General features: G+C 38.8%; 21 protein-coding genes and 1 riboswitch. Of the genes, 8 read left to right on the plus strand and 13 right to left on the minus strand.

Translation table 11 applies throughout. The features are described from left to right. Positions 1-44: 44 nt before the first annotated feature. On the minus strand, positions 45-287 hold the full coding sequence (locus CRI88_RS15160) for a hypothetical protein (protein WP_036117161.1): 243 nt from the start codon (positions 285-287) through the stop codon (positions 45-47). A gap of 157 nt (positions 288-444) precedes the next feature. On the opposite strand from CRI88_RS15160, the gene CRI88_RS15165 reads away from it, so the two are divergent. The 4 genes from CRI88_RS15165 to CRI88_RS15180 all read left to right on the plus strand — a co-directional run bounded on the left by CRI88_RS15165 (position 445) and on the right by CRI88_RS15180 (position 4,160). Next, positions 445-1,152 carry a class I SAM-dependent methyltransferase gene (locus tag CRI88_RS15165; RefSeq protein ID WP_180957815.1) on the plus strand — a complete coding sequence of 236 codons (708 nt, stop codon included), beginning with the start codon at positions 445-447 and terminating at the stop codon, positions 1,150-1,152. A 152-nt stretch (positions 1,153-1,304) separates the two neighbouring features. Then, positions 1,305-2,474, plus strand: coding sequence for a DUF418 domain-containing protein (locus tag CRI88_RS15170; RefSeq protein WP_058845268.1), 1,170 nt, complete (start codon positions 1,305-1,307; stop codon positions 2,472-2,474). 91 nt (positions 2,475-2,565) lie between these two features. Then, positions 2,566-3,558, plus strand: coding sequence for a sensor histidine kinase (locus CRI88_RS15175; RefSeq protein ID WP_257982913.1), 993 nt, complete (start codon positions 2,566-2,568; stop codon positions 3,556-3,558). Next, positions 3,555-4,160 (plus strand): response regulator transcription factor, encoded by a 606-nt coding sequence (locus tag CRI88_RS15180; protein ID WP_058845269.1) that lies wholly within the window; start codon positions 3,555-3,557, stop codon positions 4,158-4,160. The genes CRI88_RS15175 and CRI88_RS15180 overlap by 4 nt, the downstream gene beginning before the upstream one ends. A gap of 162 nt (positions 4,161-4,322) precedes the next feature. Here CRI88_RS15180 and CRI88_RS15185 read toward each other — a convergent pair whose 3' ends face one another. From CRI88_RS15185 to CRI88_RS22960, 9 genes are all read right to left on the minus strand, one after another. After that, positions 4,323-4,787, minus strand: coding sequence for a hypothetical protein (locus CRI88_RS15185; protein WP_101966807.1), 465 nt, complete (start codon positions 4,785-4,787; stop codon positions 4,323-4,325). A gap of 181 nt (positions 4,788-4,968) precedes the next feature. After that, entirely contained in the window at positions 4,969-5,658 is a 690-nt protein-coding gene (locus CRI88_RS15190; RefSeq protein WP_101966848.1) for an ankyrin repeat domain-containing protein, read from the minus strand. 165 nt (positions 5,659-5,823) lie between these two features. Continuing rightward, the gene (locus CRI88_RS15195; protein WP_101966808.1) at positions 5,824-6,510 is read right to left on the minus strand and encodes a response regulator transcription factor; all 687 of its coding nucleotides are present in this window, start codon (positions 6,508-6,510) and stop codon (positions 5,824-5,826) included. Beyond that, positions 6,488-7,966, minus strand: a complete 1,479-nt coding sequence (locus CRI88_RS15200) for a sensor histidine kinase (RefSeq protein WP_036117805.1) — start codon at positions 7,964-7,966, stop codon at positions 6,488-6,490. Before CRI88_RS15200 ends, CRI88_RS15195 begins: the two co-directional genes overlap by 23 nt. A 178-nt stretch (positions 7,967-8,144) precedes the next feature. Further along, complete coding sequence (locus CRI88_RS15205) at positions 8,145-9,506, minus strand: PepSY-associated TM helix domain-containing protein (RefSeq protein WP_089932461.1); 1,362 nt, start codon at positions 9,504-9,506, stop codon at positions 8,145-8,147. 190 nt (positions 9,507-9,696) lie between these two features. Next, the gene (locus CRI88_RS15210) at positions 9,697-10,716 is read right to left on the minus strand and encodes a 2,3-butanediol dehydrogenase (RefSeq protein WP_101966809.1); all 1,020 of its coding nucleotides are present in this window, start codon (positions 10,714-10,716) and stop codon (positions 9,697-9,699) included. 16 nt (positions 10,717-10,732) lie between these two features. Beyond that, positions 10,733-11,365 (minus strand): TetR/AcrR family transcriptional regulator, encoded by a 633-nt coding sequence (locus CRI88_RS15215; RefSeq protein WP_101966810.1) that lies wholly within the window; start codon positions 11,363-11,365, stop codon positions 10,733-10,735. Between the two features lie 100 nt (positions 11,366-11,465). After that, positions 11,466-11,642, minus strand: coding sequence for a hypothetical protein (locus CRI88_RS22535; protein WP_170829809.1), 177 nt, complete (start codon positions 11,640-11,642; stop codon positions 11,466-11,468). 64 nt (positions 11,643-11,706) lie between these two features. Further along, positions 11,707-11,829 (minus strand): hypothetical protein, encoded by a 123-nt coding sequence (locus tag CRI88_RS22960; protein ID WP_255358843.1) that lies wholly within the window; start codon positions 11,827-11,829, stop codon positions 11,707-11,709. A 30-nt stretch (positions 11,830-11,859) separates the two neighbouring features. Next, a riboswitch (cobalamin riboswitch) is annotated at positions 11,860-12,051 on the minus strand. A 162-nt stretch (positions 12,052-12,213) separates the two neighbouring features. Between CRI88_RS22960 and CRI88_RS15220 the strand changes: the two genes are divergently transcribed. From CRI88_RS15220 to CRI88_RS15230, 3 genes are all read left to right on the plus strand, one after another. Next, entirely contained in the window at positions 12,214-12,759 is a 546-nt protein-coding gene (locus CRI88_RS15220; protein WP_036117815.1) for a hypothetical protein, read from the plus strand. Between the two features lie 1,599 nt (positions 12,760-14,358). Next, positions 14,359-14,724, plus strand: coding sequence for a VOC family protein (locus tag CRI88_RS15225; RefSeq protein WP_089932465.1), 366 nt, complete (start codon positions 14,359-14,361; stop codon positions 14,722-14,724). 242 nt (positions 14,725-14,966) lie between these two features. Continuing rightward, positions 14,967-16,322 (plus strand): C40 family peptidase, encoded by a 1,356-nt coding sequence (locus CRI88_RS15230; RefSeq protein ID WP_058844939.1) that lies wholly within the window; start codon positions 14,967-14,969, stop codon positions 16,320-16,322. Between the two features lie 42 nt (positions 16,323-16,364). Here the strand turns inward: CRI88_RS15230 and CRI88_RS15235 are convergent, their stop codons facing one another. Together CRI88_RS15235 and CRI88_RS15240 are read right to left on the minus strand one after the other, a co-directional pair. After that, positions 16,365-17,753 (minus strand): Mur ligase family protein, encoded by a 1,389-nt coding sequence (locus CRI88_RS15235; protein WP_036116886.1) that lies wholly within the window; start codon positions 17,751-17,753, stop codon positions 16,365-16,367. Positions 17,754-17,899: 146 nt separating this feature from the next. Continuing rightward, positions 17,900-19,294, minus strand: a complete 1,395-nt coding sequence (locus tag CRI88_RS15240; protein ID WP_036116883.1) for a Mur ligase family protein — start codon at positions 19,292-19,294, stop codon at positions 17,900-17,902. A gap of 140 nt (positions 19,295-19,434) precedes the next feature. Here CRI88_RS15240 and CRI88_RS15245 point away from each other — a divergent pair, with 140 nt between their 5' ends. After that, positions 19,435-20,646 (plus strand): ATP-grasp domain-containing protein, encoded by a 1,212-nt coding sequence (locus tag CRI88_RS15245; protein WP_036116881.1) that lies wholly within the window; start codon positions 19,435-19,437, stop codon positions 20,644-20,646. A gap of 188 nt (positions 20,647-20,834) precedes the next feature. Here CRI88_RS15245 and CRI88_RS15250 read toward each other — a convergent pair whose 3' ends face one another. Beyond that, entirely contained in the window at positions 20,835-23,009 is a 2,175-nt protein-coding gene (locus CRI88_RS15250; protein ID WP_170829810.1) for a YheC/YheD family protein, read from the minus strand. Positions 23,010-23,082: the final 73 nt, after the last annotated feature.

Raw genomic sequence — 23,082 nt, forward strand, 5'->3', positions numbered from 1 at the left:
AACATGAACCCTCTTAAGATATTTTCTTAAGAGGGTTTCTAGCTTTATCTAAATAAACTTAGTAACGATCCCATCTGCCTCAACATATTGACTCCATTTGTAATCGTCCCAGCATGCCCCATAATCGTATTTAAATGATCTGGCAAACTGCCTAATCTGGATCCTTGTTGTTGTTGATAGGGAGAATAGTAAGGTTGCACCATTCTACCTCGAAAAGGTGGGCCAAAATATTGTCTATTGCTTGGCGGATAGGGACCCCTTCTAGCATTCGGCTGAAAATATGGCATTTATACACCTCCTGTCTGAAAGCTTCTAACTAGTATATGTGGGAATTTTAGTAGTGAAATAGACTTTTGAAGAAGGCTGTAAAAATATTCTCTTGCCCACTCAAGATGTTTGAGGGAACAAGACTAGTTTCCCTGTCATACTATAAGAAAAAAGAAGGTGATACGCATTCAAGGCTCACATTATCTTACCTTTTTAGCTCAATTCGGCATTGGAGGAGCGCATCCAGGAGGAATTAATCTATCAAAGGCTCTCTTTTCAACAGAGAATATTACGCCAGGCGCCGATATTTTAGATGTAGGATGTGGTACAGGACAAACGGCTGCTTATTTGGCGACTGCCTATCAAGCTAGTGTCACAGGCATCGATATTCACCCCGTCATGATCAAAAAGGCGCAGAAACGAATGCAAAAAGCGCGTTTACCCGTCCGTCTATTGCAAGGATCAATTGAAAAAACTTCGTTACCAAATGAATCATTTGACTTGATTCTAGCTGAATCAGTACTAGCCTTTGTAAATCAGCAACAGGCTTTGCAAGAAATTTATCGTTTATTAAAGAAAAGTGGACGCTTCATTGCTATTGAATTCACCAAACCTACAACTCTCCCCCCTGAGCTAGCAGACGACATCCAACAATTTTACGGATTCAAGTCCCTCCTGATGAAAAAGGATTGGGTAAAGCTACTGCAACAGGCTGGTTTTCACGATATTCGCATACAAAAAAATCAATCCATCTCCTCCAAGCCTGAATTTGATGTTTCCGCAGCGATTGAATCCAAGTTTTATGAGGTCATGGATCAGCATCTTGCCATGAACGAAAAATACCAGCCATTTTTAGACTACCGCATCTATACTTGTACGAAATAAACGAACCAGCACCCAAAGCGTGCTGGTTTTTTATGTGATCCCAATCACTTTATGACACCTGTCATAAAATTCCTTTGACTGGTGTGAATAGGTTTTTTCTTCGTATTTTCTTATCCTGAAGGTAAGAAAATACAGAAAGAGTGATTGAACATATGCAAATGCAACAAAGACTTCCCTTTATCGATATGTTAAGAGGCTTCGCCGTTTTAGGGACGCTCGGCACCAATATTTGGATTTTTGCTTATTTAGGTGATTTATCGTATATCACAACAAGCAACTACTCTGGTTGGTGGTCCTTCCAGGATTTTTTACGAATGGTAGTCTTATTTTTCGTCAACGGTAAGCTACTGGGCTTGTTAACGATTATGTTTGGGGTAGGTTTACAATTAAAATATCAGCAAGCCTTACGCAGAGGCAATGCTTGGCCTGGGGTCTACCTTTGGATAATCGTCTTTTTAGGGCTAGAGGGACTGCTTCATTATACCCTTGTCATGGAATATGATATTTTAATGAGCTATGCTGCTACAGCCTTCATCGTTGCCTTTCTCATCCGATTAGGTAACAAAGCCATGACCTGGGCTTTCTATCTTTTTGGCAGCTTTCATGTCCTACTGATCCTTCTTATTTTTATCAGTACATTACAAGGTATTGGTGTTTCCTTCAATGGGATGGAGAGCGTTGCCACATTGTATGAAAACGGCTCATGGCTAGCACAAGTACAGCATCGTCTGATAAATTTTTTATTCTATCGATCAGAGGCTATTTTCATTATCCCTATGAATATCTTTTTATTTTTACTTGGTGTGAAGCTTATGCGCAACGATGTATTTTCACAAACAGACAGAGGACGGCAAATACGCCAAAAGCTGTTTACGATTGGTATATACATTGGCATTCCCCTCAATCTACTTATCTTTATACCAGGTGGACTTTTTGATTTTCCTGTTCGCTATTTATGTGCCCCTATTCTTTCGATTGGCTATATTGGAATTTTAGGGAAACTGGTAGAATATAAGAGGTTCAATTGGCTTTGGCAACGTTTTGCACAAGTCGGTAAAATGTCTTTAAGCTGTTATGTCCTTCAAAACATACTTGCATCATTTATTTTTTATGGTTGGGGCCTTGGCTTAGGAGGGCATGTCAATAGCGTGATCGTCATTTGCATTTGGCTAACTTTGTCATTCCTACAACTGGTCATGGCGTCTATTTGGTTACAGCATTTTCAATTGGGTCCTATGGAATGGATTCGTCAAAAATCAATTCGAGCAATGACGCAACAATTTGCAACAAAGGAAGGTGTACGCAATAAAAATATATCCTAGAGAACAAATAAAGCATTATTTAATCATCGATGTAGCTTCTGTGATTTTTCTCATCGCAATAGTACTATGGTCTGGATCACTTCCTCTAGCTATGAAAATAACATTGCTCCTTTTATACTTAGGAGCTTTCTATAATGCTTTATGGCATAAAAATGGGAGACTCCTTGTCGCATCATTAGTAGGCTTCATCGTCATCACTATACTAAGCATTTATATAGAGCCCTTTATGCTTATTTTTGGCTTTACCTTTGCCGATTTACTTGGACGGGCGAAATCAAAATGGCATATTGGCTGTGGAATATTAGCCATCGCGATCATGTTTTTGACGGTCATGTATCTGGCGACAAACTCCTTTTTACAGAAGGAATCACAGGTGTTAGTACCTATCATGATGTTTCAGCTAGTATTGCCAATTCTTATTTACTTTGTGGAAAAGTCGAAAAATCTGCAAGCTGAATTGGCAGACGTCAATATGCAGCTTGTTCAGCAGGAGGAGCGACAGCGTATTGCAAGAGACCTTCACGATACAATTGGTCATACACTCACAATGATTAAAATTAGAACGGAACTAACGACAAAACTAATTGACCGAGATCCTTCAAAGGTGAAGCAAGAATTGGATGATATATTAGCCACTACACGTACAGCCTTAAAACAAGTGCGTGAGCTAGTATCTGATATGAATTTCATTTCGTTACAGACGGAGCTAGTGCATTGCAAACAGCTTTTACAAAGTGCAAATATCACAACAAGCCTTCACAATCAATGCCCTCAAATTGTTCTTTCTAGTGTGGAGGAAACGATGCTCGCATTATGTGTAAGAGAGGCTACGACCAATATACTCAAGCACAGTCAGGCAAAAAAATGCCACATCATCATTCAATATCACACGGGACAATACACGCTAATCATGAAAGATGATGGCATAGGCTTACAGCAAAAAGGATTTGGCAATGGCATCCACTCGATGAAGGAAAGAATGCATATCCTGCAAGGTTATGCCACGATTAACAGCCATACACCTACAGGCACGAGCGTAACTCTTACGCTACCAATTCAAGACGGAAAGGAGCCCACATCATGATACGTGTATTACTAGCGGAGGACCAACAAATGCTACGCGGTGCCTTAACATCGCTCTTATCGTTTGAACCAGATATTGAAGTCATAGCCGAGGTGGCAGATGGGCTAAAAGCATGGGACTACATCCAACAGGAGCTACCAGATGTTTGCCTCGTAGATATTGAAATGCCCCATCTGTCTGGGCTAGAGCTAGCTGAAAAAATTAAACAGGCTAACCTACCGTGTAAAGTGATGATTGTCACAACTTTTGCTCGGCCTGGCTATTTACAAAAGGCTATGGATTGCGAGGTACACGGCTATCTATTGAAAGATGAACCGATCGATTATTTAATCGCTACCATTCGAAAAATCATGCAGGGAGAAAAGGTGGTTAGTAAGGATCTAGCCGCTACCTTGTTTATGAAGGAGCAAAACCCTTTAAACGAACGAGAAATTGCAGTACTACAGCTTGTCAAAGAGGGTTTGACCACAAATGAAATCAGCAAGCAATTGTTTTTAACAAAGGGTACCATTCGCAATTATTTATCTACCTCTATTCAAAAGCTGCAAGTGGAATCAAGACAGCAGGCTGCTCAGATAGCAAGTGACAAAGGCTGGCTATAACAAAAAATCTCGCCACAGCCGTGACGAGATTTTCACCATTTTAAAATAAGATACTTCGCTTGATTATTAATAGTTTACCCACTTCACGCAATTGTTGGTTTGAAGTGGGGCTATTTTTAGCCACACAATCAATGGATAATTATAAATGATGTCAGACCTTCTTTAATTAGTATACACTCCTATAAAACCATCATCATTACCGTTGTTAATCAATTTTATTTCCTCAAATGGATGCTTGTTTTTACTTTCTATAAGGAATAGCGTTTTTTTATTTGTAACACTTCCTTCTGTAGTTGTATAGAAAAGTGTTAGAATTTTATTTTCCTTATCTAATTTAAACGAATAATCAGCATAATTCCTAGTATTGGCATTTATCAAGATATAGGTTTTATGCTTATTCTCGTCATAAGCATAAACGCCATCTTTTAAGTCTCCTCTAAATACGTTAAGTACCTTTTGATTATCTTCGTCATTAGTGTCCAGTTCTAGTACTCTTACATTTTCTAATTGCGCGGTTTCCGAAATTACAAATTCCTCTTCATAATCAACTCTCACACCGTTGCTACAAGCCGTTTGCGTAAACAATAGTCCAAGTAAAGCACAAAAAATCCGCCTGTTTTTCACCACTCTTATGCCACCTTTTTTAAAATCTTCGTTATCGCTGTATCCTAATAAATATAGCCGTGTTGGTGTAAAAAAAGACGTACTGAAACTGCAACTCCAATTGGTAATACGTATACTGAATTAATGTTTCCAAGCCCACTACAAAATTTGTAATGGGCTTTCATAAAAATCCCTACAGTTTGCATTACTTCGCTCCCGCTGCAATCAGGATTTGTTCAATCTCGTTAAATCCTCGCTGTCTCGCATGTTGTAATGGTGTCACATTATTTTGATCCGGAATATTCACATCAGCACCATGCTCAATCAATAACTGAATTACCGTTTGCTGTGTTGGATTGCCGTTATTTAACACAATCGCCTCCATCAGCGCTGTCCATCCTAAATGATTCACATGATTGACGTCGATGTCGCTGTTACGCAACAACTCCTCGATGACCTCCACATAACCATGCTCTGCAGCTGGGATTAATGCGGTTCCTCCATATCGGTTCAAAATAGTAGGATCAGCACCAGCCTGAATCGTCATCTTTAATATATCCAGATAGCCTTCTGCTCCAGCATAAAGAAAGGGCGTATTTTGCCTATTGTCCTGTATATTGACATCGGCCCCAGCATTTATTAATAATTGTGCTGCCTCGACATTCTGATTATAGGTTGCAATCATCAAGGCTGTTCTGCTATTTGAATCTTGGACATTGATATCAACTTTTTGATCCAAAGCACGTTGTAACGCTTCTATATCTCCCATTTCGGCTGCTTTAAACCGTTCACTCTTCCAATTTGATTTCACCACTTCACTCTCCCCTTTATCAAACTGTATTGCCTCTGATTCGTTGGAGGCACATCCTTGAAGCAAAAGTGATAATGCGATCATAACCGTTTGTATTTTTTTCACCCCTTGCACCACACTCTCTTATTTATTGCTGTCTTCCTTATTTTAGTGTAAGTGGTAATGCTAAATATTCCATTAACCATTTCTTAAAAAAGTCTAAAAATTGGCCAAAAAAATACCTCGCCACATGGACGAGATATTTTGCTCTTAAACATTGAAACGATAGCCTGCTCCCCATACCGTTTCCAAAAACTTTGGCTGTGCTGGATCACGTTCAATTTTTTCACGTAGCTTGCGAATATGAACGGTAACGGTCGAAACATCTGCAGCTGATTCATAGCCCCAGTTTCGCTCATATAACTGCTCTTTACTTAATACTTGATTTGGGTGTTTAACAAAAAAAACGAGTAAATCAAATTCCTTTGTTGTAAAGGCAATTTCATCCCCATTGACAAAAACCTTTCTAGCAGATGTATCGATCGTAATGCCATGAATGGACATCGTATGATTTGTTTGCTGATTCGTAGCGAGGCGCTCATACCTGGCTAAATGTGCCTTGACTCTTGCTACTAGCTCACTTGGACTAAAGGGCTTCGTAATATAATCATCTGCCCCTAGACCAAGGCCACGAATTTTATCAATATCCTCTTTTTTGGCTGAAACAAATAAAATGGGCATATTGTGCACTGCTCGAACTTGTTTACAAATATCAAAGCCATTCATCCCAGGCAGCATAATATCCAAAATGATTAAAGCATAATCACCTTTTAGTGCCTGCTTCAGGCCATCGTCTCCGTTATGATGGATATCTACTGAAAAACCATTAATCTCTAAATAATCTCGTTGGAGCTCTGCTATGCTCACTTCATCTTCAATTAACAGAATTTTTTTCATGATGACTCCCCTTCTCCTCAGCCTTTTTCAATGAAATGAATATGCTCGTTCCCTTCGTTAATTCACTCTTCGCCCAAATGTCGCCGCCCATTTCAAGGACGATTTGTTTCGCAATCGCTAACCCTAAGCCACTGCCCCCTGTTTGCGAATTACGGGAAGGCTCCGCACGGTAAAAACGATCAAAAATATGAGGTAACGCAGCAGGATCAATGCCCGTACCATTATCTGTTACCTGAATAATCGCATCCTCAGTTCGCTCGTGCAACGAAATAATAATTTGCTTATAGGATTTATCCATATATTTCTCACTATTGCTTAGTAAATTTGACAGGACACGTCTTAATTTATCACGATCAGCCATGGCCAAAAGAGGAGAACCTGCTGATATATATTGTAAATGAATGTCTCGTGCAATAAAATCAAAGCTCGCATCCTCTACATAATCATGCATATATTGCTGGAGATTGACGCTTTCCATTTGGAATGGAACCTTTTTTAAATCCAATTTAGAAAATAAGAACAGCTCATCAATTAATACATCCATATCCTTTGCTTTTGTATAGATGGTTGTTAAATATTTATCCATCTTCTCCTCTGTATTCGCCACGCCATCTTTAATGCCCTCTACATAGCCGATAATGGAAGTCATAGGCGTTTTTAAATCATGGGAAATATTCGATAATAGCTCTTTCCGATTTTCCTCATATTGAAGCTGAAGCTGGATTGATTCTTTTAGCTTAACTCTCATTTCCTCAAACGATCGATTCAACTGACCAATTTCATCATTGGAATGAGACGTAATTTCAAAATCTAAGTCGCCCGATTTAATGCGTTCAGCCCCATCCTTTAAAGCTGAGATTGGATTAATAATACTTCTTGAAACTAAATAATTTAATAAGCCAATAATCATCATAAATAGTACAAATAAGATTCCTAAAAGAATGGGCAACAGTTCACGCGTTACTTCCGCATGAGAACTAACCTCTCTTAAAACGAAAATACTTCCCTCGGTTTTATCTGGAAAATAAAAATCAAATTTTACATACGTATAAAAGGCTTGATTAATCATGATGGTATCACGCGAATTAATATTGGTCGCTTCAAAGCCAGGTAAGCTTTGAAGTAATAATTGTTCATGCTCTTTCTGCGTTGAATAAACAATTTGATGATCTTTTCGTACCACAATCTCAATCGAAGGTGCATTGATTTTTTCTAGCTGTTCGAGATCTAAAAGCTGCTGGGGATTATTTTTAGCTAGTAATTTTAAATCTAGAAAAGCGTTTTCTTCTACCGTCGTCAAAGGCTTTTGTACATAGGATTTTTTATAAAAATGCTCTATTGCTTTGATATCACCCGTAATCGCAAAGGAAAAAAGAAAAACGGCTGCAAGTAAAAGCGTGATAGCAATGATAATAACACCCACATAAGATAGCAAAAACCTCGTTTTAATTGACATCTACACTCCCCCAATAAGCTGAAACTACTAGCAATGTACCATACAAATCTTAAAACTTTATAAAATTGGGCTGAAAAATCTATAAACATTTTTGCAGCTTCAGTATAGTATTGCGTTCATATAAACGAAATAAACAAAAAAGATACGGCACAATCCTGTTGTACCGTATCCATTCGCATTATTTAGTTTCTTCTGCTCTTAACTTCTTCTTTGTTTGCCAGCCTATAATGATGAGCTCCATCAATACGACAGCGATCAAGGAGGCGCCAAATAACGGCATTATAATGCCTAAAATAACAAGGAAAATGATAAACGGCATGGACATTTTATGAGAAATTTGCGGTGGTGCAGAAAGCTCCCCTTTTTTTCTACGTAAAATCCATGTGCGAATGCCCCACATAATGACGGCTAAAAAGGCTAGACAAACCACTAAGTTTAGAATCTTATTAGGCCAGCCAAATAAGTGACCTTCATGTAAAGGAATGCCCCATGTAAAGAATTTAGCCAACATGCCATAATCAGCATAATTTACTTGATCGATAAACTTCCCACTATATTGATCGAAATACATCGTTGCTTCTGCTGAAGGCTTCACATCCAGACCTGTTACACCTGAATTACTCGCCTTCGCCACTGTATATACGCCCTCCTCATTTGACGGGTAAATAATCGAATAAGGTTTTGCGATATTCATGACATTGATTTCTTTTTCAAGATCAGCAATCGAAATTTGGCTGTCATTTGTATAACGGACAGCTCCGCCTCCATGATGCTGCGCATGTTCACCTTCTGATATAGGCGCCTCTAATTGTCGAGTGGCCCAAGGAATTTCAGAGACATCCGATGTTGGTGGCTTTTGCTGTAATAATGGGTAACCAAAAGTTGGACTTTCTGAAGCTATATTCACAAGAATCGACCCTTGAAAAGCAGACCATAATAGCCCTGTAGAAATAAACAGCACCATTGGAATTGTAATGATTGTCCCAACGAGTGCATGCAATCTCTTACTTTTTTGTCGTTTATTCTCTGCCTTTGGCTTCTTCAAAAGATTTCCTTTAAATGTCATATAAAGTCCTGACAATAATAAAAAGATCGTCCAGCATGCCGCTAGTTCCACTAAATAATTGACAAAGGTACCGCCAATAAATAGGGAGCTGTGTGTATTTCTCATAATATTAGAAAATGTATAATTCGCATCCTGACTACCAACCATTTGATTGTGATCATCTAAAAATACGTACTTCTGTTCTTTGCCATTTGATAAAGTTAAACGCGTATTATAAGGCTCTTCCAGCATAATAACTTTCGTAGTGGAGTAGCCTGCAAATGCCGCTTCCGCTTTTTCCACGGCTTCATCAATCGTTAAAACCTCTTCTTTATGGCTTTCGCCAAAGAAGTAATCATCATATAATCGATTTTCTACATCTGTGAAAAATAAATAGCCAATCCCGCTTAATGTGAGAGACAGCAGTAATGGTGTAATAAAAAGTGCTGCGAAAAAATGCAATCGCCAAAACCTTGAATAAAGCAGATTTTTCATATTTGATCTCCATTCTATTTATAAATAGCAAATTTATTATATAAAGTAAAAGTGAAATATGAATGAAGTCCTAAAGACAGTTTTATGACAAATAAATGTAATCCAATTGGTATTATGCTATTTAATAGACCAAAAATAATGGTAGCCAAACCTGTTTTAACGCAAGTTTGGCTACGATTTTCAGTAAGATTTATAGATTCATATTGACAAGAATTTTACATTGACTACGGTCTTTCGTTAATGCTTCAAAACCTTTTTCCACAATATCCTCTAAAGCGATTTGGCTTGTAATAACAGCTTGACCATCAATGACCCCACGAGCGAGTAGACGAATTACTTCGGGGAAAATATTAACATAAGCAAAGGAGCCACTAATTTTCACTTCCGGAGAAACGACCGCATTTGGATTAAATTCTACTGGTCTTTCCCAGACGCTAACGATTTTAAATTCGCCGCCTGGATGTACCGCATTGACACCACTTGTAAACGTTGCCTGCACACCTGCTGCATCATACGCAACATCCACCCCACCCTTTGTTTTTTCACGAATAAACGTGACAGCATCTGTGTCAATTGGATTGATGACATAGGTTGCGCCTAATTCAAGTGCTTTTTGGCGTCGTTCATCAGAAACCTCCACGACAAAAATTTCACTTGCCCCCGCTGCCTTCACAGCCTGTAAGACTAATAAACCAATAGGACCTGCGCCAAAAATAGCTGCTGTATCGCCCAGCTTTAATTGACTTTGACGCACTGCATGAACGGCTACTGCTGTAGGTTCAACAAGTGCGCCTAGCTCTAGGCTCATATCATCCGGAAGGTGGTGAATATTTTCTTCCTGCACAATAGCATATTCAGCAAATCCACCTGAAATCGTATAACCATAGGATTGTCCACGTTTACATAAGTTAGTATACCCATGTCGACAATTATTACATTTACCACAAGGAATCGGTGGCTCCACTGCTACACGATCCCCTATTTTTATTTGAGTAACGCCTGCTGCGACCTCTACAACAACACCTGCAAATTCATGACCTAATACAGGTTGTGTACGAAATGCATAGGCACCCCCTACATATTCATGTAAATCACTACCACAAATTCCTGCAAATGCGACTTTTACTTTTACCATGCCTGGTTCTAGTGCTGGCAATTGTGCTTCCTCTACTCGAATATCTTGAATACCGTAAAATTTTGCTGCTTTCATTAGAATTACCTTCTTTTTATGATTTAGTTTGAAGACCGTATAACACAAAGTTGACTGCATGTTCTGCAATTTGTTCAGGTGTTGATTGTAAGGAAGAACGATTTAAAAATGGATTGTTCAAGGAGTACATTAACGTCCCCATAATAAAGTTCAGCGCAACGTCAAGCGACTCAAAGCGAATGGTCTGCTGCTCCTGACAAGCTAATAAAATCTTCCGAAGTTGCTCCCAGGAAGGTAAAAAAACATCTTTAAGCATCTCTAACCTAGGACTATTCATAACAATCTCTTGCTGTAAAATATCAATTAATTCATGCTCTTGAATGCGATAAAGCACAAAGTTTCGGCAAAAACTACGAAGTGCACCAAGTGAATCATGGATATCATAATGGGCATTCATAAAGGTGTGGCGTAGCGGTTCAAACAATGCATTAAATACATTTTCTTTGCCACCAAAATGATAGGAAACAAGCGCAAGTGACACATTTGCCTCATCACAAATTTGTCTCACCGTCGTCCCATCATAGCCTCTGGACGAAAACAACGACTTCGCGGCCTGTAAAATTTGATCCTTTACCTCTTTATTTTTTTCTTTTGATACGTTCTCTTTCTGATCGACTGTACTCACCTCTTTTTTTGAACAAACGTTCAAAACAATTGTTCAACGAAATTTTACGCCTTCTCTTATTAATTGTCAAAGCATGCGCTTATTAAAAATGGCTACTTCGAAAAACGAAGTAGCCAAAACCATTCTATCCAAGTAATTCTTTTAAAACATTGGTATACGCTGCTAAAATGGATTGCTCATGTGCAGCATCATGCCCAACATATTGTTCAACAAGCTCCTTTAGAGGCTTTGCAGCATAAGGCTCTTGCATAATTTCAATTTTTAATAGGCTCTCATAATACTCAACAACTTGTGGATTCATGTGGACCGCTCCTTTAATGTTTTACATAAAAAAAGACATCTTTCTCTTATTAGAAAGATGTCTACTATGACAAATACATGACATAATACGGTGATTGCCAGCTGGAAATAAGCTTTCTATTCAACATAGAAGCTACCTTTTTAGCAGTCATCGTACTATGAGCATGCAGGAGAATTTCTCTAGTCACACTCAACACCCCCTATCCGCGTAGGTTTTTTGGCTGTACTAGATAAAGGCAGGTCTCCTGGCTTATGTTCATCACACCTTTCACCTTCCCATTACGACACGTAACAGTGGCCTTTTGAAAAGTGCTCCCATTTACAGTTGCGGGACAGCGTCGGAATTACACCGATCTTCCCTTTTAAACAAATCCTAAAATCTGATTTGTACCTCTATCCTATTATTCCGTTTTTATTATTATACCATAAAGATTTGTGTGCACAGACCCGATCTTCATAAAATACTGTGATAGATGTAATGACTTGATCGGCACTTCCATTTACACTTAACTTTCTTCTATTTTATTACTATGTTACCATATAAAGAAACATAGATTTCAGGAGGAATACATATGAAACGCAATAAGACCGCAATACTACTGTTGAAAAGTTTACTCTTTATCTTACTTTTATCTGGCTGTAGTAAAGAAAATGAGACAGGCTTCGATGATCAATTTATCGCTGATTTAAAAGACTATATTCAAGTAGAAGCGAAATATAAAAACATAGAAGAAAATAATATAAATAACTTGAATAATTTATATGAATCACAAACATATTCAATGGCCCATTCCAGCGATGGAATAAAAAAAGCACTCTCACAACAGCAAGCATATTATGAAGATGCAATAGACTATTCACATAATAAAATAGATTTCAAACCTAAAACAAGCTCCCCAGAAGAAAAAGAACTCTATAATGCGATAATTGATTTTAAAGAAAAAAAAAGCTCTCATGATTTTCCAACTATTAGATTAGTCGATGCAACATACCAAATTGATAGAGTAAATGCTAAAGAAGAGTATGAGCAATCTTTACAGGAACTAAATAAATCATGGAATACTATCATATCCCTTTCAGAAAAGTATAATTTGAATCTTTTTGGAGCTGAAGAATAAGCGAATATGTAGGTGTTGTATGAGTGACTATCCTTTGCTTTTGGGGGCTCTATCCCCCTTTTTTTAGTTCTATCCATACTTTGAGGGTTATCCTTCTCTTTGCAGATTTTATCCACTACTTTTGATGGGTTATCCTGCACTTAGAAGATTCTATCCTCCTCTTTTGATGGGCTTTCCTTCTGTTTGAAGGTTATCCTTCTCTTTGCAGATTTTATCCACTTCTTTTGATGGATTATCCTTCTCTTCGAAGGTTCTATCCTCCTGTTTGAGGGTTATCCTTCTCTTTGCAGGTTTTATCCACTTCTTTTGATGGATTATCCTGCACTTAGAAGGTTCTATCCTCCTCTTTTGATGGGCTATCCCTCTCTTTGCAGGTTTTATCCACCTCTTTTGATGGGTTATCCTGCACTTAGAAGGTTCTATCCTCCTGTTTGAGGGTTATCCTTTTCTTCAGGGGTTCTATCCACCTCTTTTGATAGGTTATCCTGCACTTAGAAGATTCTATCCACCAGTTTGAAGGTTATCCTTCTCTTTGCAGATTTTATCCACTTCTTTTGATAGATTATCCTGCACTTAGAAGGTTCTATCCCCCTGTTTGAGGGTTATCCTTCTCTTTGCAGATTTTATCCACTTCTTTTGATAGGTTCTCCTTCTCTTCGAAGGTGCTATCCACCTCTTTGAGGGTTATCCTTTTCTTCAGGGGTTCTATCCTCCTCTTTTGATGGGTTATCCCTCTCTTTCCAGGTTTTATCCACTTCTTTTGATAGATTATCCTGCACTTAGAAGGTTCTATCCCCCTGTTTGAGGGTTATCCTTCTCTTTGCAGGTTTTATCCACTTCTTTTGATGGATTATCCTGCACTTAGAAGGTTCTATCCCCCTGTTTGAGGGTTATCCTTCTCTTTGCAGGTTTTATCCACTTCTTTTGATGGATTATCCTGCACTTAGAAGGTTCTATCCTCCTCTTTTGATGGGCTATCCCTCTCTTTGCAGGTTTTATCCACTTCTTTTGATGGATTATCCTGCACTTAGAAGGTGCTATCCCCCTGTTTGAGGGTTATCCTTCTCTTTGCAGGTTTTATCCACTTCTTTTGATAGGTTCTCCTTCTCTTCGAAGGTGCTATCCACCTCTTTGAGGGTTATCCTTTTCTTCAGGGGTTCTATCCTCCTCTTTTGATGGGTTATCCCTCTCTTTCCAGGTTTTATCCACCTCTTTTGATAGGTTATCCTGCACTTAGAAGATTCTATCCACCAGTTTGAAGGTTATCCTTCTCTTTGCAGGTTTTATCCACTTCTTTTGATGGATTATCCTGCACTTAGAAGGTTCTATCCTCCTCTTTTGATGGGCTATCCCTCTCTTTGCAGGTTTTATCCACCTCTTTTGATGGGTTATCCTGCACTTAGAAGGTTCTATCCACCTCTTTTGAGATTTTATCCTTCACTTTTAATGGGCTTTCCTTCTGTTTGAAGGTTATCCTTCTCTTCGAAGATTCTATCCTCCTCTTTTGAAAAGTTATCCATCACTTTCCCATTGCTATCCGCCAACATTTTAAATATTCAAAAATTAAACTATACTTAAAGAAAAAGGGGGCATTATGAGATGATTATCGGTTTACATCATGTGCAAATTACCATTCCACAAGGATCAGAGGAGCAGGGGAAAGCTTTTTATTGTCAGGTTTTAGGTTTGCAGGAATTGGAGAAGCCTGGGTCGCTGAAGGGACGAGGCGGATTCTGGTTACAGCTTGGTCAGCAGGAGGTTCATGTGGGCACGGAAGATGGCTTTGATCGCTTGACAACAAAGGCGCATATTGCGTATCAAGTAGAAGATATTGAGTACTGGAAGAGGAAACTAGCAGAACATCAAATAGACATACTGGATTCTGTGCCAATCCCTCATTATGAGCGATTTGAATTTCGAGATCCGTTTGGTAATCGCGTCGAAATGATTCAAAAATTAAGATAAACTGCCCTGCTATTAGGGCAGTTTTTTCATGGAACTGTTCCATATTACATCTTGCTGAAACATTTGTAATAAAACTGTAAATTCCCTTGATAAAGCCTTTTATAGCAAGTGTTGAAGCCCTCCCTCTAGTTACCCTGGTAACATTTACCTCCCGGAAGCCCTCTATTTTCATGCTACGATTATTTCCATGGCAAAGCTATAAAGGAGAAATTCTACTAGATGCTTCAGGAGGTTATAACAACATGAATAAACGATTTTTATCTACAACACTTGCCTTAACAATTGGCTTCAGTTCATTCGGAATGGTGCACACAGCCATCCAGCCGATACAGGTCGAGGCTGCTACAACAAATGCTCAAAACAACGCACAGGCTGTTGCAGCGAAAGCAGATCAACTCATTCAGACAGGGAAAAGCTTGATGGGTCAAGCGACATATAGCAATTCGGTTTACAAGTCTACATATCCATATAAATTTTCTTGTGCTTCATTTTTAATGTACATCTTTGAGAAAAATGGTGTAGACCTTGGGACATATAATGAAAATTATATGATTCAGCAAGGGACATATGTAGCAAGGAACCAATTACAAAAAGGCGATTTAGTGTTCTTTAAAAGTAAAAAAACAGGGACTGACCCCGATCATGTCGGCATGTATATCGGTGACAATAAAATCATCCACATGGCTGATTCCAAACAAAATATTGTCATTTCTGATTTAAACAGTAAGCCGTATTATACAGAAAACTATGTATCTGCACGTAGAGTATTGCCTACCCTACTATCAGCCAATCCTGCAACAAAAGGCGATAAAATTGTAGAGAATGCCCTGACGTATAAAAACAAAGTAACGATTGGCACTTCAACAAGCGAGTCAAGCCTACGCTTCACAGCTCCAGCATTTGTTGATTTCATCTATCGTAAAAGTGGCGTGACACTCGGCGCTACTACGTTAAGCAATTTAATGAACCAAGGATCAACAGTGGCTCGTGCTAATTTGAGAAAGGGCGATTTAGTCTTCTTTAATAGTGTTAAAGGCTCTAAGACACCTTCGCTTGTAGGGATTTATGCGGGCGATCATCGAATCATCATTCCTAATTCAGACGGTGTGATGACAAGAGTGTTATTTGTAGATTATTATACTGAACATTATATTACAGCGAAGCGCGTTTTCTCTGATTCCAACTCATCTCCCAGTGTAAGTGCACCTTCAGCTAGTACTTCAGCCAATCAAATTATTGCAACAGCTACCGGGTTAACAAGCAAAGCAAAATTCGGCTATACGTACAACGAAAGTGCACTGACTTTTACAAGTGCTGGTTTTACGTACTATGTCTTTAAAAAGCATGGTATTGATTTAAAGGATAAGCTAGCAAGTAAGCAAGCTTTAGTAGGGACACGTATCCAAAAATCACAGCTTCAAAAAGGTGATTTACTGTTCTTCTCAACGAATAATGGTGGACAAGATATCACGCAAACTGGTATTTATTTAGGAAATAATCAATATATTAGTATGACTACTAATGGTATTGTGAAACAAAACATTTCTTCCACTTGGGCACAAAAGAATTTTGTAACAGCTCGACGTGTTTTAAAATAAGAATGGTTGGGTGTCTCAATGATGTTGAGACACCCTTTTTTGCTAGGATGAGTTTTTAAGCGTATTGGCAAATTCAATCATTGATCTACTCGACATCGGTCCTTTTATTAGGACAATTGTGTCTGCATCGAGCTTTGGTTTCAATAATTCTAAAACGCCTGTTACCTCTTTAAACGTATGAACCTCTGCGCTGGTTCCATCTTTTTGAGCTTGATCGGCAATCTTTTCCGCCCTTTTGCCGATGGTAATTAATGTATCAATCTTTCTTTCTGCTACCATGGAGCCAATTTCGCGATGGTATTTTTCTTCAAAATTACCTAATCGTTTAATATCCCCTAGAACGAGAATGACTTTCTTCTCTTTTCCTACCGTATCTAGCACTTTTAGAGCTGCCTCTACAGATGTCGGGTTATTTGTCCACGTATCATCAATAATCGTACTGTCACCAAGCCCTGTCGTAAATTCTAAATGTCTTGCCATCTGTTTAAACGTTCGTAACCCAGCTATAGCCTGACGAATTGTCAGCCCCATTTCACGACAAGCTGCAATCGCGGCTAATGCATTATAGACTTGATGCTCACCATAGCCAGGGACAAATACATTGTACGTGATAGCATCTACTTCTAAAGTAAACTTCATGCCCGTATTGGCAAACTCTACATTCGACGCTTTAAAATCTGCCGTCTCATGTAAACCAAACTTAATAATTTTCCCCTTAAACTTTTTCAGCGAAATTTTTTTGATGTTGGTATCATCGGCATTAATAATTAACGTACCATCTTCCTTAATGCCTTCCACAATTTCTGCCTTGGCCTTTATATAGCCTTCTAGGTTGAGACAGCCATCTAAATGATGCACACCAATATTTGTAATAATACCAATAGTCGGTTGATAGATCATACACTGATGTTTAATATTCCCTGTGTTGCCTAAACCTAATTCAAAGATAGCGGCTTGTGTTTTTTCTTCAATCCCCGTTAAATAAGGCAATGATTGCCTTGGCTCGTTTTTACTGCTAACGGATGCCTGCACTTGCCAATGCTTACTAGCGATATGTTTTAGCATCTCTTTTGTCGTTGTTTTACCACAAGTTCCTGTTAAAGCCACAACAGGAATTTGAAAAAGACCACGATAATACTCGATAAATGTCCAGTAGGCCTGTGCAACACTTTTCACTTGTAAAACGGTTGTATTAGCTAAAGCGCTTTTCAATTCTGTAGACGGTTTATCGGAGATGATTAAAGACGGTCCCTTCCGATCAACCTCTTGCCAGTTGATTTTATCGTTTCGACTAACAAACATGAGGGAATGACTTTTTGTTAGGTCATGCCGATTATAGTAAATGGCCTGCTGCACAGACCATTGTTCTGATCCATGAATGAGCTTTCCTTGTAGAACGGTTCTAAGTTTTTGCACACTAATGGGTTGCAAGTGTACTGCGCCTCCTCTCTTTATCAATCTTGTATATGACTTACTCCTTCTCTTGATTCAGCGTGTTATATTCTGATCAATTACTATACCTTATTAGAATGTTCTTCTATGTGGCACAGTCAATATCCTATATAGAAAGAAGCTGACTAATCAGCAGGTGGGGTAGGTTTCAGCTTTAGCTCCGCTGCTAGTTTAGAAATCTGTTTGCTATACATATCTCCCTTTATGAGCACAATCGTATTGTCATCGACAATCTTCTGCAATAACGGATAGACGAGTGTACTATTTTTAAATGTATAGACAGACTCGCTAAATCCTAACTTGACTGCATGATCAGCCATAATCCTTGCATGCTCCCCTATGGTAATCAAGACATCCACGCCAATGCGTTTTATTAATTCCCCCGCTTGCTCGTGAATAATATAACCCCATGAACCTAAGTCGGTAATCGTACCAATGACAGCAATCTTTTTCTTGCCATCTCCTAGCTCATTCAACACTTTTAAGGCTGCCTCCAAGGAAGTGGTTGTAATACTCCAGGTATCATCCAATAGCATGGAATGATTGATGCCCTCAAAAAGTTGTAATTGTTTTTTCAATTGACGGAATGATTGGAGTAGTTTGGCTGCGACTGGAATGGGCATTCCCATGTCATAGACGGCTGCGATGGCAGCAAGCGCATTATAGACCTGGTGTTCTCCAAATCCTGGCACAAGAATGTCATAGTTTTTTTTATTGTGCTGAAGAACGAATTTCATCCCTTTTTGATAGTAGTGGATATGACTTGCTCGAAAATCACAGGACTCATGCTTCCCTACTTTAAGCAAACGACCACGGAATCTAGAAATATCTAGCTTCTGCGTATTGCTATCTTCCGCATTAATAATTAATGTACCTTTGGGGTGAATGATATCTAGCATTTCTCCCTTTGCTTGTATATAGCCTTCTAATGTTTTGCAATAGTTTAAGTGGTGAGCTCCGATATTAGTAATAATCCCTATGGTCGGTTTAAAATATTTTCCCGCATTCGTGACATCTCCTGGCGAGCCAACTGCTGTTTCAAAGACGGCTGCCTCTGTTTCTTCCTCAATGCCCAATAAATATTGCAATGAAGCGGTTCTAGAATTACTGCTTAATGTCGTTGCTGTCACTTTCCGATCAGCAGAAAGAAGATGTTTAATCATCTCTTTTGTCGTTGTTTTACCTGAAGTACCTGTAATCGCTACAATCGGAATATGAAACTGATTGCGATAAAAATGAACAAATTTCCAATAGGCCTCTTCTGCATTCGCTACCTGTATCATAATGACTTGGTTTGGAATGTCATTTGGCCGATAAGCTCTATCGGTCACTAGCACTAGAGGAGAAAGCGGCTCAAGACTTTTCCAATTCACAATACGTTTACTTGTAAATAGTGCCGTATTGGACTTTTTCACTTGTTTTAATCGATAAGCCCCATGCTGAATCAGTACATCCTCTGACCCTTGCACTAGATAGCCTGCCGTAATCATTGCTAAATTTTTCACCGAAAGAGGCTTCATATCTTTTCTCCCTCCTTTCTTTTCTAGTATATGTAACCTCTTAAAAGTTGCTTGGATGTAGACAAGATACATAACTAGAAGAAAACTATTTCACTGCATATATATAAAGGTGATTAAGTATCTAAGTACCAATAGAAGGAGTGATATACCTGAAAGCCATTGTATTTATCGGTACAAACAAATCCGGGTCTAGTCGTGAAGCAACAAGAGCAGCAGAAAAACTAGGCTACTTCACAGTACTTTTCACAAATAATGAAAAACAACTTCAGCAGCGACGTGCCTACCCCGACATCCACAAAATGATACTCATTGATACTTTGAATATAGAGAGAATGAAAGAGGAAATTGATAAACTAGGGAAAACCGGATTAGAGATTAAAAGTATCGTTAGTTTTGTTGATCCATTTGTCCATGTTGCTTCTATGCTATGTGATGAATTTTGTCATAACTATGCATCCTCCACTGCTATTGAAATGATGGAGGATAAAGAGAAAACAAGAAATTTTTTAAAAGACCAACCATACTCACCAAAGTTTTCGCTTCTGAAGCCCCAGGAACCTATTGCTAAAAATTTGACCTTCCCATTAATCGTAAAATCACCAAAATCAACAGGTTCAAAAGATGTATTATTAGCAACAGATGCAGAGCAACTTAATCATCACCTCAAAGCATTACGCAGTAAAAATCCCTACGAATCCATCATGATTGAAGAATATTTGGATGGTCCACAATATTTAGTAGAAGCGGTTGTGTACCAACAACAACCACATGTCATTGGCATTATTGAACAGGAAATTACGCAAGGAAAACGATTTATTATTACAGGCTACGGTGTTTTAGTGAAAGCTCCGCAAGACATCCAATCAGGAATCGAAGAGGTACTCCATTCCATTGTGAAGGCCTTTGATATCGAAAATGGAGCACTCCATTTAGAGCTTCGATTAACGCAAAATGGATGGAAGCTTATCGAAATCAATCCACGGATTTCTGGTGGTGCCATGAACAATATGCTACAGGCAGCACTAGGATTTAGTTTAGTGGAAGAAACATTGAAACTATTACTTGGTGAACAGCCTAATCTCGAGCCAAGACATAAAAAATTTGTTTATACAAAATATGTTATTGTGGAAAGTAAAGGCATTTTAGAGAAGGTGATTGGCAAGGCAAGAGCGACAAGATCAACAGGTGTCGTAGAAGTGTATGTCAAACCGAGAAAAGGGACACTGCTAATGCCACCTTTATCGATGGGACATCGTTATGCTTATGTAATTGCAGAAGGGTCAACATTGAGGGAAGCTAGAAATCATGCAACAAATGCAGCAAAAGAAATTAAATTTATTTTGAGAGTTTGAAAAAAATATCCCGAATAATTGCCGCTTGCCAGTGGACAGTTACTCGGGCTTTTTTATCTTGATTTGACAGATATCATGAAAGAGAGACCTGCACGATGCAGGTCTGTTCATTATTCAATATGAAGTTGGACGCATTATTGTATCTGCACGGAAGCGAAGCGTCAGCCGCAATTACATCAGAGCATACTTCATTCTTCCTTAAACGTTTCGTCTAAAAATTTCACAGTTTCAAACATATTCGTTTTACTAGCACCTTTTACAAGAATGGTATCATGAGGCTCTACCAATGTTTCTAGTAGGACATGCAATTCGTCTTTATTGATAAAATGATGTACCTTGGATGGGTCCATGCCCTTCGCAATGGCGGCATTGCTCATTTCTTCCGTCCTAAAGCCATAGGTAATGAATTCATCAATGCCTACCTCGTAAATGTACTCCCCAACCTTTTTATATTCTTCCTCCCTCAAGACGCCGAGCTCTCGCATTTGTCCAATAATCGCTACTTTCCGTTCCTTCGCGATATTCGTTAGTACATCAATCGCAGCTCGAACCCCTTGTGGATGAGAGTGAACCGTATCATCAATGACCGTAATATCATCACGCAAGTTATAGATCGTTAAACGTCTTGGTGGTTTTTTAAAGTTGAGCCCCGCCTGAATTTCAAAGGGCGTGAACCCTAAAAGATCTGCCACTGCCACTGCATTGAGCGCATTGTAAACATGATGTTCCCCTAAAATTGGAATATACATTTCGATTTCTTCCCCATGTAGCTTCATTTTAAAGGACATGCCAATATCCTTATACTGCAAATCATAGGCACGATAATCGGCTTCTTTTTTAATACCCACCGTCAAGATTTTCCCTTTAAATTGCTCTGTCTCTAAGTATCTGGAATTGTCATCATCTTGATTGACAATGAGTAAGCCCTGCTGATCCATACCATGAATCAATTCGGATTTCGCCTTGGCAACGCCTCTTACATCCCCATCAAAGTTCCCCACATGCGCTAAGCCAATATTCGTTACAATACTAATATTCGGCTGAATTATACTACAGTGGTTGGTAATAATACCTGGGTAGGCCATACCATACTCTAATACGACAGCCTGATGTGTATCATTGATTTCTTCCTTATGCTTTTTCGTATGCTCAGTCGTATTCCAATAATCCTTCGACTCAAAAACATTCCACTTTTTCGATAAAATCGAGCCGACAAATGCCTTTGTTGTTGTTTTGCCTGCACTTCCCGTAATGGCAATAATCGGCAAGTTTTTCTTGTCAGCCTGTTGCTTACTTTTTTGTTGGACAATTTTCTTTTTTAGAGGTTTTTGATTTTTCGCAAGATACATCGCATAGCGGATGGAATGAATGACCACATCTAGCTCCAAGTAAAAGGCAGGAGGACAGCCTGGTCGCCAATTGACCTCATACATCCAAATTTTTTGCTGCTGATCTAGGCCAACATCAATCCCAATTTCATCAATCACTTCCCCAAACTTCACCATTTGAATTTCATCCAGGTGATGAGCTAGCGCTAAGGAGAAATGCTCCAGCATTCGCCGAATATTATAAGCCTCTTCCTTAAATTCCTGTTCTAAAAATGGATCTAAATAATTCGTATAGCCCCCATTATTAATATTCGGTATGATGGAACCATTTGGTGCAATTCGTGGGTACACTGTCGTCACTACCCATTTGCCTTCTCCATTTTTCTGAACATGCAAACGGAAATCATAAACCTGACCCGACTTTGTGACCGATTGAATATAGGGCTGCATAATAAACGTACCAGACGCAAGCTGCTCCTTTATCAATGCATCTAATTGAGGCTTTGAATAAACCGTATTGGTGCTATCCTTTCGAACCTCGAAATGCTTAGTTCCCGCCTTCGTAATAAAATAAATGCCCTTCCCCTTACGTCCATCAATCGGCTTGAAGACAACCCGTTTATAATAATTAATGAACTTGTGAAATAAATCGACATCCTTTACAATTTCCGATGGAATCAAATACTGTTCAAATTCCTTTGCTTCCTTCAATCGCTTCATGACATTCCATTTATTCCCTATCGAATGGGTCGTAAATGGAATCTCTTCTTTTAAACGATCGATAATATCTTTAGAAACAGATAATTTCTCTGGGCTCCCCGCATTATAGATCACATCAGGAAAGGGCATCGTTTTTTCCTGCCACTCGCCATTCTCATAGATCTTTGCTTGAATGGAGCGTTTGGCAAAGTCAACACTTTTAGGGGTGAAGTAAAAAAACTGTGCCCCTTCTGCTTTCGCAACTGCTGCATAGGCATATGACTTGAGAACTGTAGTTGGATCAAGTCGATGATGCAGCATACCAATAATCGTCATAGTTAAACTTCCTTTCATTAGATTCTCTCTCTATTACATTCACTTTGTATCCCTCACATATAGACAGATGCTC

This window comes from Lysinibacillus fusiformis (assembly GCF_002845985.1).
GTDB lineage: Bacteria > Bacillota > Bacilli > Bacillales_A > Planococcaceae > Lysinibacillus > Lysinibacillus fusiformis_D.

What these genes read in the sequence shown, in the direction of transcription:
- CRI88_RS15160 (WP_036117161.1), bottom strand. Translation starts at nt 287, where the DNA reads ATGCCATATTTTCAGCCGAATGCTAGAAGGGGTCCCTATCCGCCAAGC.
- CRI88_RS15170 (WP_058845268.1), top strand. Translation starts at nt 1,305, where the DNA reads ATGCAAATGCAACAAAGACTTCCCTTTATCGATATGTTAAGAGGCTTC.
- CRI88_RS15175 (WP_257982913.1), top strand. Translation starts at nt 2,566, where the DNA reads ATGAAAATAACATTGCTCCTTTTATACTTAGGAGCTTTCTATAATGCT.
- CRI88_RS15180 (WP_058845269.1), top strand. Translation starts at nt 3,555, where the DNA reads ATGATACGTGTATTACTAGCGGAGGACCAACAAATGCTACGCGGTGCC.
- CRI88_RS15190 (WP_101966848.1), bottom strand. Translation starts at nt 5,658, where the DNA reads ATGATCGCATTATCACTTTTGCTTCAAGGATGTGCCTCCAACGAATCA.
- CRI88_RS15195 (WP_101966808.1), bottom strand. Translation starts at nt 6,510, where the DNA reads ATGAAAAAAATTCTGTTAATTGAAGATGAAGTGAGCATAGCAGAGCTC.
- CRI88_RS15200 (WP_036117805.1), bottom strand. Translation starts at nt 7,966, where the DNA reads ATGTCAATTAAAACGAGGTTTTTGCTATCTTATGTGGGTGTTATTATC.
- CRI88_RS15205 (WP_089932461.1), bottom strand. Translation starts at nt 9,506, where the DNA reads ATGAAAAATCTGCTTTATTCAAGGTTTTGGCGATTGCATTTTTTCGCA.
- CRI88_RS15210 (WP_101966809.1), bottom strand. Translation starts at nt 10,716, where the DNA reads ATGAAAGCAGCAAAATTTTACGGTATTCAAGATATTCGAGTAGAGGAA.
- CRI88_RS22535 (WP_170829809.1), bottom strand. Translation starts at nt 11,642, where the DNA reads ATGAATCCACAAGTTGTTGAGTATTATGAGAGCCTATTAAAAATTGAA.
- CRI88_RS15220 (WP_036117815.1), top strand. Translation starts at nt 12,214, where the DNA reads ATGAAACGCAATAAGACCGCAATACTACTGTTGAAAAGTTTACTCTTT.
- CRI88_RS15225 (WP_089932465.1), top strand. Translation starts at nt 14,359, where the DNA reads ATGATTATCGGTTTACATCATGTGCAAATTACCATTCCACAAGGATCA.
- CRI88_RS15230 (WP_058844939.1), top strand. Translation starts at nt 14,967, where the DNA reads ATGAATAAACGATTTTTATCTACAACACTTGCCTTAACAATTGGCTTC.
- CRI88_RS15240 (WP_036116883.1), bottom strand. Translation starts at nt 19,294, where the DNA reads ATGAAGCCTCTTTCGGTGAAAAATTTAGCAATGATTACGGCAGGCTAT.
- CRI88_RS15250 (WP_170829810.1), bottom strand. Translation starts at nt 23,009, where the DNA reads ATGACGATTATTGGTATGCTGCATCATCGACTTGATCCAACTACAGTT.